Genomic DNA, 14,356 nt, shown 5'->3' with positions numbered 1-14,356 from the left:
CCTTAGTGCAAACCAAACACGTTGAGCATGGTGGAGAGCTTCACGCCCGTCTCGCGCCACTCGCCGACCGGGGAGGAGGCAGGCACAATGCCCGCGCCGGCAAACAGGCGAACGGTATTTTGATGCAGCCGCGCGCAGCGGATAGTTACCACCCACTCGCCGTTACCTTCGCTGTCGCACCAGCCGACGATGCCGCCGAACAGCTCGCGGTCAAACGGCTCCAGCTCGGCAATCAGCTCTTTTGCCGCCTGATGCGGGAAGCCGCTCAGCGCGGGCGTCGGGTGCAGCAGGCAAGCCAGCGTCAGGGCGTTCTCGTTTTCACGTGCCTCACCTTCTACCGGCGTGGCCAGATGCCACAGCGTCGGGGTGGTGATGAGCTGCGGGGAAGCCGGCATGCTCAGATGATGGCTACGCGGTTCCAGAATGGTTTTCATCGCCTGCGTGACCAGATCGTGCTCGTGGCGGTCTTTTTCGGAGGCCAGCAGCTTAGTGCCCGCTTCGCGATCCAGCACATCGTCCGGCTGACGGCGCGCAGAGCCTGCCAGCGGCAGCGAGCTAAAGTGCGCGCCCTCTTTGCGCAGCAGCAGTTCCGGGCTGGCGCCCAGCAGCACGCCGCCGTCTTCCAGCGGTACGTGGAAGTTAAAGCTCGCCGGGTTCTGGGCGATAAGACGCTCCATCAGCGCGCTGCTATCGATCTGTTTGTCGGTAGCGATATCAATCAGGCGCGACAGCACCACCTTATTCACCTGCGGCGTAGCGGTGAGCGACGCGGCGCGAGCAACCATCTCCTCGAAAACCGGCTGCGACGGGATCTCGGTGCGCTGTTGCACGTTCAGCGTCTGCGCGCCGGAGGCATAACGTGCGGACTGCTGACGCGCCGGGCGGGAGAAGGTTTGCCAGCGTTGCGGAATAAACAGTGATGACGGTTTGCGGGTATCGAAGGGGATCGCCCCTACCATCACCGGATGGGCAATGCCGCTGTTTTTCGCATTCCGGAAAGCCTGAGCTAATTTCTGCTGAAAGGGACCCGCCGGATCGTCACCGCCGACGGCGGGTTCAGAAAAACGGGCGAAACAGCCGGACGTGGTAAAACTGCGGTAAGGCGACATAAAGAAAAAGCTGTCTGATTGCAGCGTAGTCGCGGTGTGCTGAACTTCCTCAGCCAGGGACGTGTCCATATCATCCTCCTTAAAATGATAAAAGAAGCAATAATGATTATCATTTATATTTTCGTCGGCTAACCTAATCCCACATCGCCCCGCTGTCAACCGTCGGGCAAATAACTTGTGCGACAAACGCTTGCATCCCTTCCCTACAGCCCTGAAAATGAGAAGCATTATCTTCAATAAAATCAGGATGCCGCTCTGTGAAAATCGCTGCCGTTTGCCGCAATGCCCTTCTTTTAACAGGACTTTTTGTTTTAGGACTAACCTCAGCCGCCGCCGACGACTGGCCGCGTCAGGTCACCGACAGCCGCGGCGTTCACACGCTTGAGAGCAAACCGACGCGCATTGTCTCCACCAGCGTGACCTTAACCGGCTCCCTGCTGGCCATTGACGCGCCGGTCATTGCCAGCGGCGCGACCACGCCAAACAACCGCGTGGCGGATGCGCAGGGCTTCCTGCGTCAGTGGGGCGATATCGCCAAACAGCGTAAGGTTGCCCGGCTGTACATCGGCGAGCCGAGCGCCGAAGCCGTCGCGGCCCAGATGCCGGACCTGATTTTGATCAGCGCCACCGGCGGGGATTCCGCGCTGGCGCTCTACGATCAGCTTTCCGCCATCGCGCCGACGCTTATCATTAACTACGACGACAAAAGCTGGCAGGAACTGCTGACCCAACTGGGGACGATCACCGGGCAGGAGACACAGGCCGCAGAGCGCATCGCTGCCTTCGACAAACAGCTCGCCAAGGTGAAACAGCAGATGAAGCTGCCGCCACAGCCGGTGAACGCCATCGTCTACACCGCCGCGGCGCACACGGCGAACCTGTGGACGACAGACTCCGCGCAGGGCAAGCTTTTGCACCAGTTGGGCTTTACGCTGGCCGACGTGCCTGCCGGGTTGCACACCTCAAAAAGTCAGGGCAAACGCCACGACATTATCCAGTTAGGGGGTGAAAACCTGGCGACGGGGCTGAACGGCGAAGGGCTGTTCGTGTTTGCCGGCGATCAGAAAGACGTGGACGCGATTTACGCCAATCCGCTGCTGGCGCATCTGCCGTCGGTGAAGAACAAGCGCGTCTGGGCATTAGGAACCGAGACGTTCCGCCTGGATTATTACAGCGCGATGTTGGTGTTGCAGCGTTTGAATTCAATTTTTAAATAAGTGGCACGTTCCCCGTAGGCCCGGTAAGCGCAGCGCCACCGGGCGTTTTGTCGGGTGGCGGCTACGCCTTACCCGACCTACAGGGTCTGCCTGAACCGACGCAACTCCACCAGAACCGCCAGTAAAATCACGCCAACAACGGCTAACACAAACCCGCTGCTGCTCGCCGACGCCACCGGGGTCATTATCGCCCCCAGCCCGCCGAGGATCGCCGCGCCAATCGCATCGCCCGTGACGTTCTGCGCCGTCCACAGGCCGTTAATGCGCCCGAGCATCCCTTCCGGCGTCTGGGTCTGGATCAGGGTGTACTGTAAAAGAGAGCTGACCGCGCTCAGCCAGCCGAAAATCACCAGACACATCACCCCCAACGCCCACACCGGCATCAGGCTAAAGAAACCAATGGCGATAAACGAGGCCAGCGTCGCCACCAGCATGATCAACCCCGGTCTCGCGCTCTGCGCCAGGTTGCCGCTGGTCAGCGCCCCGAAGGCCGCACCGAGCGGAATGGCGGCGTACAGCACGCCAATCTCTGAGGCGCTCATCTGCCACTCACCCGCCAGCGCCGGATACAGCACGCGCACGGCGCTCGCCATCGTCAGCAGGCCGCCGAGCAGCGCAATGCCGCCAATCAACGGGTTGCTGAACAGGAAACGAATCGCGGCCATCAGGGACTTCAGCGGATGCTCGCGCGGCTGCGGCGGGGGTGGCAGGAGCGGCAGACGCAGTAGCGTCAGAGTGGTAATAAACGTTCCCGCCGCGGCAAGGCCGTAGTTCCACGCCACGTTGCCGGTCGCCAGCAACAGACCGCCCACCATCGGCGAAATCACCGAGCCGAGACGTACGGTGAGCATGGTGATCGCCCCCGCCTGCATCAGGTTCTCGCGCCCGACCAGCGCGGGCGTGGCCGCCAGCAGCGCCGTCACGCCTAACGAAGCAAAAAAGCCGTCCCACAATCCCAGCACGTAAATGGCCACCAGCGACGGCTCCGGCAGCATGGCGTTCAGACACAGCCCGACAAAGCCCACCCCGCAGGTGCCGCGCGCCAGCAGGATCAGCTTTTTACGCTCGTAGCGGTCCGCCAGCACGCCGCCCACCATCAGGCCGATAGACATCGCCCCGCCGGTTAAGGTGACGGATAACCCCACCAGCCAGCTGGAGTGAGTCATGGTCTGGATTTGCACCGGTACGGCCACACCAAGCAGACCGAGGGACAAAATGGAGATAAAGCGAGCGATAAAAACGGCGCGATACACCGGGTGTGTTTTGAGCAGGCTGAGGTTAAGCAGCCAGGATTTTTGATTCATGACAAAGCCTTGAGTCTATTTCTACCCATTCCATGGGCGCACATGCTAACATAGCCAAATAAGATAGATAACGATAATCACTATCATTATCAAATCATGGATGTTGCTATGTCGTTTTCCTCTTCTGCGGTGCGCGCCCTTGCCGTGCCCGTTTTATTGCTACTGCTAATCCTTGCGATTGCACTCAGCCTGCTGGTCGGCGCAAAACCGCTGCCCGCGTCCGTTATTGTCGATGCGCTATCCGGTACCTGTCAGAGCGCCGACTGCACCATCGTGCTCGACGCTCGCCTGCCCCGAACCCTTGCCGGATTGCTGGCTGGCGGTGCGCTCGGCCTTGCCGGTGCCCTGATGCAAACCCTCACCCGCAACCCGCTGGCGGACCCCGGCATTCTCGGCGTTAACTCCGGCGCCAGCTTTGCCATCGTGCTCGGCGCAGCGCTGTTTGGATTTACGTCCCCCTCTGAACAGCTGATGATGGCTTTTTGCGGCGCGCTGGCGGCCTCGCTGGTGGTGGCGTTTACCGGCAGCCAGGGCGGCGGCCAGCTCAGCCCGGTACGCTTAACGCTGGCGGGCGTAGCGCTCGCGGCGGTACTGGAAGGCTTGTCCAACGGCATCGCCCTGCTCAACCCGGACGTGTATGACCAGCTGCGCTTCTGGCAGGCGGGTTCGCTGGATATTCGTACCCTTGATACCTTAAAGGTGGTGGTGATCCCGACGATCGTCGCTGCCGCCGTGGCGCTCTGTTTAAGCCGGGCGCTGAACAGCCTGAGCCTCGGCAGCGATACCGCGACCGCCCTCGGCAACCGCGTGGCGCGCACGCAGCTGACGGGGCTACTCGCCATTACCGTGCTCTGCGGCAGCGCGACCGCCGTGGTCGGGCCGATTGCCTTTATCGGCCTGATGATGCCGCACATGGCGCGCTGGCTGGTGGGGGCGGATCACCGCTGGTCGCTGCCGGTCACGCTGCTGGCGACCCCTGCCCTGCTGCTCTTTGCCGACGTACTGGGCCGCCTGCTGGTGCCGGGTGAACTGCGCGTCTCGGTGGTCAGCGCCTTTATCGGCGCGCCGGTGCTGATCTTCCTGGTTCGACGCAGACGCGGGGGTGGCGCATGATGGCCCCGTCCCGTCGTTTACTTACCAGCGTCGCCCTGCTGGTCGTCGCCAGTCTGCTGCTGGCGGTCTGGAGCCTGCAAAGCGGTGCCGTAACGCTTGATTTCGCGCAGGTCTTTCACGCTCTCACCGGCAGCGCGCCGCGTAACATCACCATGGTGGTCACCGAATGGCGACTGCCGCGCGTGGCGATGGCGATCCTGGTGGGCGCGGCGCTTGGCGTCAGCGGCGCGATATTCCAGTCGCTGATGCGTAACCCCCTCGGGAGCCCGGACGTGATGGGCCTGAATACCGGCGCGTGGAGCGGCGTGCTGGTGGCGATGGTGCTGTTCGGGCAGCATCTTACGGCCATTACCTTTACGGCGATGGCGGGCGGCATTCTCACCTCCCTGCTTATCTGGGCCCTGGCCTGGCGCAACGGCATCGACACCTTCCGTCTGATCATCATCGGGATCGGCATCCGTGCGATGCTGATGGCGTTCAACACCTGGCTTCTGCTACAGGCATCGCTGGAAACCGCGCTCTCCGCCGGGCTGTGGTACGCCGGCTCCCTCAACGGTCTGACGTGGGGAAAAACCTGGCCCGCCGCGCCGCTGATTTTGCTGATGTTTATTGGCGCGTTGCTGCTGGTCAGGCGCATGCGGCTGCTGGAGATGGGCGACGACAGCGCCTGCGCGCTGGGCGTGAGCGTAGAGCGCTCGCGCCTGATGCTGATGCTGGTGGCGGTCTTGCTGACCGCAGCGTCTACCGCCATCGCCGGGCCGATCTCGTTTATTGCCCTCGTAGCCCCGCATATCGCGCGGCGTCTTAGCGGTACCGCGCGCTGGGGATTAACCCAGGCGGCGCTGTGCGGCGCATTGTTACTGCTGGCCGCCGATCTCTGCGCTCAGCAGCTGTTTATGCCTTATCAACTGCCGGTGGGCGTGGTGACCGTCAGCCTCGGCGGGATTTACCTCATCGTCTTGCTCGTTCAGGAGTCACGCAAGAAATGACAGATTCAACATTCCGCTTGCGCGGCGAAAACTTGACCCTCGGCTACGGCAAAAAAATCATTGCCCGGGATTTATCCGTGTCCATTCCGGACGGCCACTTCACCGCCATTATCGGCCCGAACGGTTGCGGCAAATCGACCCTGCTGCGCACGCTGAGCCGCCTGATGTCGCCGGTTGAGGGTAGCGTGTTCCTCGACGGGGAGCAGATCCAGCGCTTCGCCAGCAAAGAGGTGGCGCGCCGAATTGGTCTGCTGGCGCAAAACGCCACCACGCCGGGGGATATTACCGTGCAGGAGCTGGTCTCCCGCGGGCGCTACCCGCACCAGCCGCTGTTTACCCGCTGGCGCAAGGAGGACGACGAGGCGGTGAAGCGCGCGATGCAGGCGACGGGCATCACCGATCTGGCCCAGCAAAGCGTTGATACTCTCTCCGGCGGACAGCGCCAGCGCGCCTGGATTGCAATGGTACTGGCGCAGGAAACCTCGATTATGCTGCTGGACGAGCCGACAACCTGGCTCGATATCAGCCATCAGATTGATCTGCTGGAACTGCTGAGCGAACTGAACCGCACGCAGGGGTACACCCTGGCGGCAGTGCTGCACGACTTAAATCAGGCGTGCCGCTACGCGACGCATCTGATTGCGCTGCGCGACGGCGAGATTGTGGCGCAGGGCGCGCCGAAGGAGATTGTGACGCCGGATCTGATCGCGCGGATCTACGGCATGCGCTGCATGATTATTGACGATCCGGTGGCGGGTACGCCGCTGGTGGTGCCGTTGGGCAAGCGTGCGGTCTGATGCCCTCACCCCGGCCCTCTCCCACAGGGAGAGGGAGCAAACCATCCCCTCTCCCCGTGGGAGGGGGTTAGGGTGAGGGGCATTTGCACTATCCTAAAATTTCCTTCAGTACCGGCCCAATCTTCTCAAACGCCTGCGGTGAAATAATATCCACGTGGGCGCAGTCCTGGCTGTACACCTCCAGCGCACTCACCCACGGCGCCCATGCGGCCTGCGGATCCATGGTTCGCGTGCGTTCGGCGACAAACAGCGTCGCTTTACCGTCGAACCGTGAACTATGCGCGGTGGTGAGCAGCCGCACCGCATCGGCGTAGTTGCCTTCAATAGCGTTAAACAGCTCGCTGGAACCTTGCCCCTGCTGGGCGGCGATAAACGCCTGACGCTCGCGCTCAATTTCCGCCAGCACCTCCGGATCGAGGCCATTAGCCTCTTTCTTCGCCCAGTTCTGGGTTTCCGGCGGCCAGGTATCCAGCAGGCCGAGGAACGCCACCGCTTCACCCTGCTCGCGCAGACGCGCCGCAATGCCCTGCGCCAGCGTGCCGCCGAGGGAATAGCCGAACAGATAATACGGCCCCTGCGGCTGCTGCTTACGCAACGTGTTCAGATGATGTTCGATCACCGCATCGAGATCCGCACACTGCTCCATCGGCCCCTCAGGCCGGGGAGACTGAATACCGACGATTGACCAGCGCGGGCTGAGGTAGCGCGCCAGGACGCTAAACTGCCAGGCAAAGCCGGACGCCGGATGGAAGCAGAAAAGCGTGCGGCCGTTGCTTTCACGCAGCGGGAGAACAGTTTCATACCCCAGACGCTGCGCCTGCTCGTCGCTCATCTGCGAGTCCAGCAGGCCGCTAAGCTTACTCACCGTTGAGGCGACCATAATCTGGCCCGGCGTGACCTTACGGCTGAACGCACGGCTGAGCTGAGCCGCGAGGCGCATCGCCAGCAGCGAGTGGCCGCCGAGGGCAAAGAAATCGGATTCGATATCGTTCACTGCGCAGCCCAGCAGGGCAGAAAACGCCTGCGCCACGGCGACTTCGGTTTGTGTCTCAGGCGCGCGACCAGAGGTTTTGCTGGTCAGCTCCGGCAGCGGCAACGCCTTGCGATCCAGCTTGCCGTTGGCGCTTAACGGCAGCGCGCTGATTTGCAGCAGCACCACCGGCACCATATGTGGCGGCAGCTGGGCTTTGAGTGATGCTAGCAGCGCGTCGCGATCCAGCGGTAAGCCGGATTCGGAGACAACGTACCCCACCAGCTGGCGGGCATCGCCACCCGTCGCCGCTGCCTGGTTGAACACGCAGGCGTGCGCCACGGCCTGGGCCACATCCGGCAGCGCGAGCATCGCCCGATCGATTTCGCCCAGTTCGATACGCTGTCCGCGGATTTTTAACTGGTCATCGCTGCGGCCCAGATATTCTACCGCGCCGTTGTCCAGCCAGCGGGCAACGTCCCCGGTGCGGTACATCCGCTCGCCGGGGGCAAACGGATCGGCGATAAAGCGGCTGGCGGTAAGGTCGGGGCGTCCCAGATACCCCTGCGCCAGCTGGATGCCGGTGAGATACAGATCCCCCGCCACGCCGAACGGCACCGGGCGCATCATCGCGTCCAGAATGCGCAGCCCCGTATTCCACACCGGGAAGCCGATCGGCACGCTGTTCCCTTCCACCGCCGCCAGCTCGGGGCCGTACGCCGGATACCAGCTGACGTCCACCGCCGCTTCGGTCGGGCCATAGAGGTTGTGCAGCGGCGCATCGGTGAGCTGTTCCCACTCGCGGCACAGCGCAGTCGGCAACGCCTCGCCGCTACAGAACACCTGCTTCAGCGTCCTGCAACAGTCGACGTTTTCCGGCGTCAGCGAGGCGACGAACGCCGCCAGCATCGACGGCACGAAGTGGGTGGTGGTTACGCCATATTGTGCGAAGAAGCTCTGCATCGCCTGCGGATCGCGGTGCGCGTCCGGCTCGGCCATCACCAGCTTCGCCCCGGCGATAAACGGCCACCAGAACTCCCACACCGACACGTCAAAGCTGCACGGCGTTTTCTGCGCCACCACGTCATGCGCCGCCAGTGAATAATGATCCTGCATCCACTTCAGGCGGTTAACGATGGCGGTATGGCCGACCATCACGTCTTTTGGTCGTCCCGTCGAACCGGAGGTAAAGATGATGTACGCGGTCTGCTCCGGCTTCGCCAGGCGCAGAGGTTCAGCATCGGTGGCCGGTAATAGTGTGTTGTAACTAAAGGTGGCGATCGGCAGATCGTTAAAGCGCGGAAGCTGCTCGTCGGTGGTAATGAGCAGCGACGGCTTCGCGTCCTCCAGCATCATCCGCAGACGGTCGTCCGGGTAACCGGTATCCAGCGGCAGCCAGGCGGCGCCAACTTCAACAATCCCGTGCAGCGCCAGGGTCAGGAACACCGAGCGCGGGAGCGCCACCGCCACGCTGTCGCCCGGCTTCACGCCGCGCGCGCGCAGCAGATTTGCCAGCGCGACCACCTGCTCGCGCATCTGGCGGTAGTTCAGCTCAGTATGGGCATCCGCCAGCGCCGGGGCGTCCGGCGTTTTGCTCGCCTGCTCCGCGACAAGGTCCGCCAGCGTGGTGGACGGCAGCGCCAGCCCGGTATCGTTGATTCGCGCCAGCCGCGCGTATTCCTGCTCTGATACGGTTTCCACGTCGCCACAGCGCAGGTCCGGGTTGGCGGCAAACTGCGTCAGCATTGCGTTCAGCCGCGCCGCGTGCCCCTTCAGCGCCGCCTCGTCGTAACGCTGCCTGTTGGCGAGGATCTCAATGCTTAGTCCGCCCTGCTCGTCCGGGAACAGCGCCAGCTCCAGATCGTTCACCGGGCCGGTCGCCAGCGTGTGGGTAATGGCCTCCACGCCGTCGATATCCAGCTGATAATCGAACACCTTGACGTTCAGCACCGGACCAAACAAGGGTTCGTCCCCTGCTGCCTGCCCGCTGTCGCGCACGATCTGCTCGGCATCGTAGCGCTGATGGCGGCGCATCTTTTTCAGCTGGTTCGCCAGGCGCAGCGCCAGTTCCGGCAGGCTCTCCTGCGGGCGAATATTCACCGCCAGCGGCAGGACGTTGAGCACCGGTCCGGTCGCGGTCAGCGCGGCGGAGCCCATGCGGCGCATAAAGATAAACCCGGCGGCGTAGTCCAGCCGTCCGGTCAGGCGGCCCAGCCACAGCGCCACCAGCGCAAGCGCCAGATCGGTACGCTGCGCCTGGCCTGCCTTCTGTGCAAGCTGGCTGAACGCACGGCCGTCCATCGCAATTTTCAGGCGCAGGATATCGGTGGTGGCGGCGCGTCCCGGCAGCGGCGCGGAAGAGAGCGAGACCGGAGAAGGAAGCTGTTTGCGCTGTTCGGTCCAGAAAGCACCGTCGCGCTGATACGCCTCGCTGTCGCGATAGCGCTGATACTCTTCTACCACCTCGGCGAACGGAGTAAACGGGGAGGCGGGCGCAGGTTCACCTTTCTGCCACGCAGCGTAAATGGCGGCGATTTGACGGGTAATGGCCGGGAAACTGAAGCCATCTACCACCAGATGATGATACCGCTGATACCAGTACCAGTGGTTTTCTCCCACCTGAATCAGCTGGTGAAACGCCAGCGGCTGACCGCTGTCGACGCGCAGGTTCTGGTTGAGATCGGCCTCCATCAGCGCCACGGCGGCGTCGTGGGAGTTAACGCGCACAATGGACGGCTCCGGCAGGATCATGGCCTCATCGACCCACTGCCACACCTCGCCGTTATCCTCGGTGAAACGCATCCGCAGGGTGTCGGCCTGCATCATGCCTTCAGCGATGGCTTTTGCCAGCAGCGGCGCGTCGATAGCGCCTTTCAGTTCGGTGTAGTGCGCCACGCTCCAGGCGTTTGGCAGGGAGGAAAGCTGCTCTGCCATCCAGATCCCCGGCTGGGCGGCGACAAGAGGGAGACGATTCATGCGCGCTCCCCCGCAAAATAAGACGGCTCAAGCGTCTGCCACTGTTCCGCCAGCCACTGCTGGCACGCCTCCTGAGATTGCGGTTCGCACACCACGCGCCAGCCCGCGGGCAACTCGCACTCCTGCGGCCACAGGCTGTACTGCCCCTGGTCATTTTGCAAAATGGCGAACTGTCCCTGCGGATTATCGAAAGGATTGCTGAATTCCATACAGACTCCGTTATTGAATAAGCGGCTGCCAGAGGGTCATCAGCCCCTGTGTCAGCCCACCGCGCCAGCAAAGCGCATCGTGTCCGCCGTCAACCTGACGCCAGAAAACCGGTTGCTGAGTGTGTAGTTCGGCGAGGATCGCCTGGTTTGCGCGTAAGATAAGCGGCTCGTTGCGCCCGGCCTCAAGGACGATGCGCAGCCCGCGAGCGGTTTTTTCACCCGCTTTGAGTTGTTCAATGAGCAGCCCGTCCTGCTGCGCGCCGCGGTGCGGCCACCAGTAGGATCCGGACTGGCTGAGGATGCAGCCAAAACGCTGCGGCCAGTTGAGGCCCGCATAGAGGGAAGAGAGCCCGCCGAAGCTTTGGCCCGCCACCACGGTATGGTCGGCGCGGTCGCTGAACGGGGCCATGCTTTTCACCTGCGGGAGGAGTTCGTCCTGCACCGCCAGCCAGAAATCAGGGTTGCACGGCAGCTCGCGGCTGCGGTGTGCGGTGTCAATGACGTCGATTAAGACATAAACCGCAGGCGGCAGTTTGCCTTCATGGGTGAGCGACGCCAGCGCAGGCCAGACGGGCATGCTTTCGGCCCAGAACTGCCCGTCAAGCAGTACCGCCAGCGGGCGCTCGGGGCTTTCATCCCCGGTGGTAAAAATCCACACGCGGCGATGGTTCCTCAGACGCGCGCTGTGCCACTCAATGCAGACTGGCTTTTTATAGGGCGTATCGGGATGATTCCAGCCGGGCTGTACGGGCGCCTCCGGCATCTCCAGCGCCGAGACGGCGTGCCCGCGTCCGCCGCGCCAGCTCTGCGCATTCAGCGGATCGGAAACCGCGTGCGGCAGCAGTTTGCGCCAGCCTTCGCGCAGCGCCATGCGGTCCGGCTGCTCGCCTTCAAACACTGCGCTGGCAAAATCATCTTCATTGTCGGAGGGGATAAAACAGTAGCTGCCGCGCCATTCGGGGCTGAACTCGCCCTGCCACTGCCAGACGTCGGTATCCGGGATACGTTCAAGGGACTGCGGACGGGCATTTTGATGGTGATCGGTCACGCCGGTGACGTAGAGCCAGACGCGTTTAATCGTCGACGTTTTCTGCGTTCCCGCCGGGTCCCGCCACCAGAATGTCACGCGATAGTTTTCCTGATGACGTTCCCGTTCCGGCCCGTTTTTCGCCTGCCACCACGCTTCACTTCCGGTTGTTAACGCCGTCACCCTTATAACCCCATGTTTAACAGTCTTTTTTGTTTCAGAGCAAATTTTATTGATAATATTATTGATAACTATTTGCATTTGCAATAGCGTAATGCCCGCGCTGTGGGAAGCGCGCTCATTAAATAACCATAAAAGCGGGACGTACAATGAATAAGAAGATTCACTCTCTGGCCTTGCTGGTCAATTTAGGGATTTATGGTGTCGCGCTGCCCGCCATGGCAGACGACAACACCGCCTCCGCGCAGCACGAAGACACCATGGTGATCACCGCCGCTGAGCAGAATTTGCAGGCGCCGGGCGTGTCAACCATCACCGCCGATGAGATCCGCAAAAACCCGCCCGCGCGCGACGTGGCGGAAATCATCCGCACCATGCCGGGCGTTAACCTGACCGGCAACTCCACCAGCGGCCAACGCGGGAACAACCGCCAGATTGACATTCGCGGCATGGGCCCGGAAAACACCCTGATCCTGATTGACGGCAAGCCGGTCACCAGCCGCAACTCCATCCGTCTGGGCTGGCGCGGCGAGCGTGACACCCGCGGCGATACCGGCTGGGTACCGCCAGAGATGATCGAGCGCATCGAAGTGATCCGTGGCCCGGCCGCTGCACGCTACGGTAACGGCGCGGCGGGCGGCGTGGTGAACATCATCACCAAAAAATTCGACGACCAGTGGCACGGCTCCTGGAACACCTACCTGAACGCGCCAGAACATAAGGACGAAGGTTCGACTAAACGCACCAACTTCAGCCTGAGCGGCCCGCTGGGCGGCGACTTCAGCTTCCGCATGTTCGGTAACCTGGACAAAACCCAGGCCGATGCGTGGGACATCAACCAGGGTCACCAGTCTGAACGTACCGGTGCCTACGCCAACACCCTGCCCGCAGGCCGTGAAGGTGTGGAAAACAAAGACATCAACGGCGTGGTGCGCTGGGACTTCGCACCAATGCAGTCGCTGGAGTTTGAAGCGGGCTACAGCCGCCAGAACAACCTGTATGCGGGCGATACGCAGAACACCAACAACGACAACGCGCTGGTGAAGAAGAACTACGGTAAAGAGACAAACCGCATTTATCGTCAGAACTTCGCCGTGACCTGGAACGGCGGCTGGGATAACGGCATTACCACCAGCAACTGGGCGCAGTACGAGCACACCCGCAACTCCCGTCTGGGTGAAGGACTGGCGGGCGGTACTGAAGGTCTGTTCAACAGCAATAAATTCACCGACACCGATCTGTCCGACGTGATGCTGCACAGCGAAATCAACCTGCCGATTGATTTCATTGTGAACCAGAACCTGACGCTCGGCACCGAGTGGAACCAGCAGCGCATGAAGGACTCGACCTCCTTCACGCAAACCCAGCAGGGCGGCACCATCCCGGGCATGAGCGAAGACCGTAGCCCCTACACGTCAGCGGAGATCTTCTCCCTGTTCGCCGAAAACAACATGGAGCTGACCGACAGCACCATGCTGACCCCTGCCCTGCGCTTCGATCACCACACTATTGTCGGCAATAACTGGAGCCCGTCCCTGAACCTGTCGCAAGGTCTGGGGGATGACTTCACCCTGAAGATGGGCATCGCGCGCGCCTATAAAGCGCCAAGCCTGTATCAGACCAACCCGAACTACCTGCTGTACAGTAAAGGCCAGGGCTGCTACGCCAGCTCCGACGGCGTAGGCTGCTACATGATGGGTAACGACGATCTGAAAGCGGAAACCAGCATCAACAAAGAGATTGGCCTGGAGTGGAAACGCGACGGCTGGCTGGCGGGCGTGACCTGGTTCCGCAACGACTATCGCAACAAGATTGAAGCGGGCTACGCGCCGATTGGCCAGACGTCCACCGGCAAAGTCACCACCGATATCTACCAGTGGGAAAACGTACCGAAGGCGGTAGTGGAAGGTCTGGAAGGCTCCCTGAACGTGCCGGTCAGCGATACCATCAACTGGACCAACAACATCACTTACATGCTGCAAAGCAAGAACAAGGAGACCGGCGATCGTCTGTCGATCATCCCGGAGTATACGCTGAACTCTACCCTGAGCTGGCAGGTACGTCAGGATGTCTCATTGCAGTCGACCTTCACCTGGTACGGCAAGCAGCAGCCGAAGAAGTACAACTACAAAGGTCAGCCGGTGACCGGGTCTGAGAAAGACGAAGTCAGCCCGTACAGCATCGTTGGCCTGAGCGCGACCTGGGACGTGACCAAAAACGTCAGCCTGACCGGCGGCGTGGACAACGTCTTCGACAAGCGCCAGTGGCGCGCCGGTAACGCCCAGACCACGGGTAATACCACGACGGGTGCGTATATGTACGGTGCGGGTGCGTATACGTATAATGAGCCGGGTCGCACCTGGTACATGAGCGTGAATACGAGGTTCTGATACAGGCAGTGACTTCCCCCTCTCCCTGTGGGCTGAGGGATCCCCAGTAATTTTTTTATGCAGAAGCAATAAAGT

Annotated in this window: 10 protein-coding genes; 5 read left to right on the top strand and 5 right to left on the bottom strand. The window is 61.8% G+C overall.

Going from position 1 to position 14,356, the window contains the following annotated elements:
• Positions 1-2: 2 nt before the first annotated feature.
• On the bottom strand, positions 3-1,178 hold the full coding sequence (gene entC / locus ACOT0L_RS11435) for an isochorismate synthase EntC (protein WP_023299559.1): 1,176 nt from the start codon (positions 1,176-1,178) through the stop codon (positions 3-5).
• 188 nt (positions 1,179-1,366) lie between these two features.
• Between entC and fepB the strand changes: the two genes are divergently transcribed.
• Entirely contained in the window at positions 1,367-2,326 is a 960-nt protein-coding gene (fepB, locus tag ACOT0L_RS11430; RefSeq protein ID WP_063201436.1) for a Fe2+-enterobactin ABC transporter substrate-binding protein, read from the top strand.
• A 77-nt stretch (positions 2,327-2,403) separates the two neighbouring features.
• Here fepB and entS read toward each other — a convergent pair whose 3' ends face one another.
• The gene (gene entS, locus ACOT0L_RS11425; protein WP_126503672.1) at positions 2,404-3,630 is read right to left on the bottom strand and encodes an enterobactin transporter EntS; all 1,227 of its coding nucleotides are present in this window, start codon (positions 3,628-3,630) and stop codon (positions 2,404-2,406) included.
• Positions 3,631-3,738: 108 nt separating this feature from the next.
• Here entS and fepD point away from each other — a divergent pair, with 108 nt between their 5' ends.
• The 3 genes from fepD to fepC are packed head-to-tail and all read left to right on the top strand — an operon-like array spanning position 3,739 to position 6,529.
• Positions 3,739-4,743: a Fe(3+)-siderophore ABC transporter permease gene (gene fepD, locus ACOT0L_RS11420; protein WP_126503670.1), complete on the top strand. Its 1,005-nt coding sequence runs from the start codon at positions 3,739-3,741 to the stop codon at positions 4,741-4,743.
• Entirely contained in the window at positions 4,743-5,732 is a 990-nt protein-coding gene (fepG, locus tag ACOT0L_RS11415) for an iron-enterobactin ABC transporter permease (RefSeq protein ID WP_072200994.1), read from the top strand. The genes fepD and fepG overlap by 1 nt, the downstream gene beginning before the upstream one ends.
• The gene (gene fepC / locus ACOT0L_RS11410; RefSeq protein WP_038415628.1) at positions 5,729-6,529 is read left to right on the top strand and encodes an iron-enterobactin ABC transporter ATP-binding protein; all 801 of its coding nucleotides are present in this window, start codon (positions 5,729-5,731) and stop codon (positions 6,527-6,529) included. The genes fepG and fepC overlap by 4 nt, the downstream gene beginning before the upstream one ends.
• A gap of 88 nt (positions 6,530-6,617) precedes the next feature.
• Here the strand turns inward: fepC and entF are convergent, their stop codons facing one another.
• The 3 genes from entF to fes are packed head-to-tail and all read right to left on the bottom strand — an operon-like array spanning position 6,618 to position 11,894.
• Complete coding sequence (entF, locus tag ACOT0L_RS11405) at positions 6,618-10,475, bottom strand: enterobactin non-ribosomal peptide synthetase EntF (RefSeq protein WP_126503668.1); 3,858 nt, start codon at positions 10,473-10,475, stop codon at positions 6,618-6,620.
• Positions 10,472-10,684 (bottom strand): MbtH family protein, encoded by a 213-nt coding sequence (locus ACOT0L_RS11400; RefSeq protein ID WP_032624700.1) that lies wholly within the window; start codon positions 10,682-10,684, stop codon positions 10,472-10,474. Before ACOT0L_RS11400 ends, entF begins: the two co-directional genes overlap by 4 nt.
• 10 nt (positions 10,685-10,694) lie before the next feature.
• On the bottom strand, positions 10,695-11,894 hold the full coding sequence (gene fes / locus ACOT0L_RS11395; RefSeq protein ID WP_032670974.1) for an enterochelin esterase: 1,200 nt from the start codon (positions 11,892-11,894) through the stop codon (positions 10,695-10,697).
• A 146-nt stretch (positions 11,895-12,040) separates the two neighbouring features.
• On the opposite strand from fes, the gene ACOT0L_RS11390 reads away from it, so the two are divergent.
• Positions 12,041-14,281 carry a TonB-dependent siderophore receptor gene (locus tag ACOT0L_RS11390; RefSeq protein WP_023299551.1) on the top strand — a complete coding sequence of 747 codons (2,241 nt, stop codon included), beginning with the start codon at positions 12,041-12,043 and terminating at the stop codon, positions 14,279-14,281.
• Positions 14,282-14,356 lie beyond the last annotated feature (75 nt).

Origin of the sequence: Enterobacter cloacae complex sp. XAL002 (assembly GCF_049236805.1) — a bacterium.
GTDB classification, from domain to species: Bacteria; Pseudomonadota; Gammaproteobacteria; order Enterobacterales; family Enterobacteriaceae; genus Enterobacter; species Enterobacter intestinihominis.
Note: the sequence above shows the minus strand (reverse complement) of the source record. Positions and strands in the feature narration are given on the sequence as shown.

Excerpts from the sequence above, each read along its gene's own strand:
- entC (WP_023299559.1), bottom strand. The coding sequence starts at position 1,178 with ATGGACACGTCCCTGGCTGAGGAAGTTCAGCACACCGCGACTACGCTG.
- entS (WP_126503672.1), bottom strand. The coding sequence starts at position 3,630 with ATGAATCAAAAATCCTGGCTGCTTAACCTCAGCCTGCTCAAAACACAC.
- fepD (WP_126503670.1), top strand. The coding sequence starts at position 3,739 with ATGTCGTTTTCCTCTTCTGCGGTGCGCGCCCTTGCCGTGCCCGTTTTA.
- fepG (WP_072200994.1), top strand. The coding sequence starts at position 4,743 with ATGGCCCCGTCCCGTCGTTTACTTACCAGCGTCGCCCTGCTGGTCGTC.
- fepC (WP_038415628.1), top strand. The coding sequence starts at position 5,729 with ATGACAGATTCAACATTCCGCTTGCGCGGCGAAAACTTGACCCTCGGC.
- entF (WP_126503668.1), bottom strand. The coding sequence starts at position 10,475 with ATGAATCGTCTCCCTCTTGTCGCCGCCCAGCCGGGGATCTGGATGGCA.
- ACOT0L_RS11400 (WP_032624700.1), bottom strand. The coding sequence starts at position 10,684 with ATGGAATTCAGCAATCCTTTCGATAATCCGCAGGGACAGTTCGCCATT.
- ACOT0L_RS11390 (WP_023299551.1), top strand. The coding sequence starts at position 12,041 with ATGAATAAGAAGATTCACTCTCTGGCCTTGCTGGTCAATTTAGGGATT.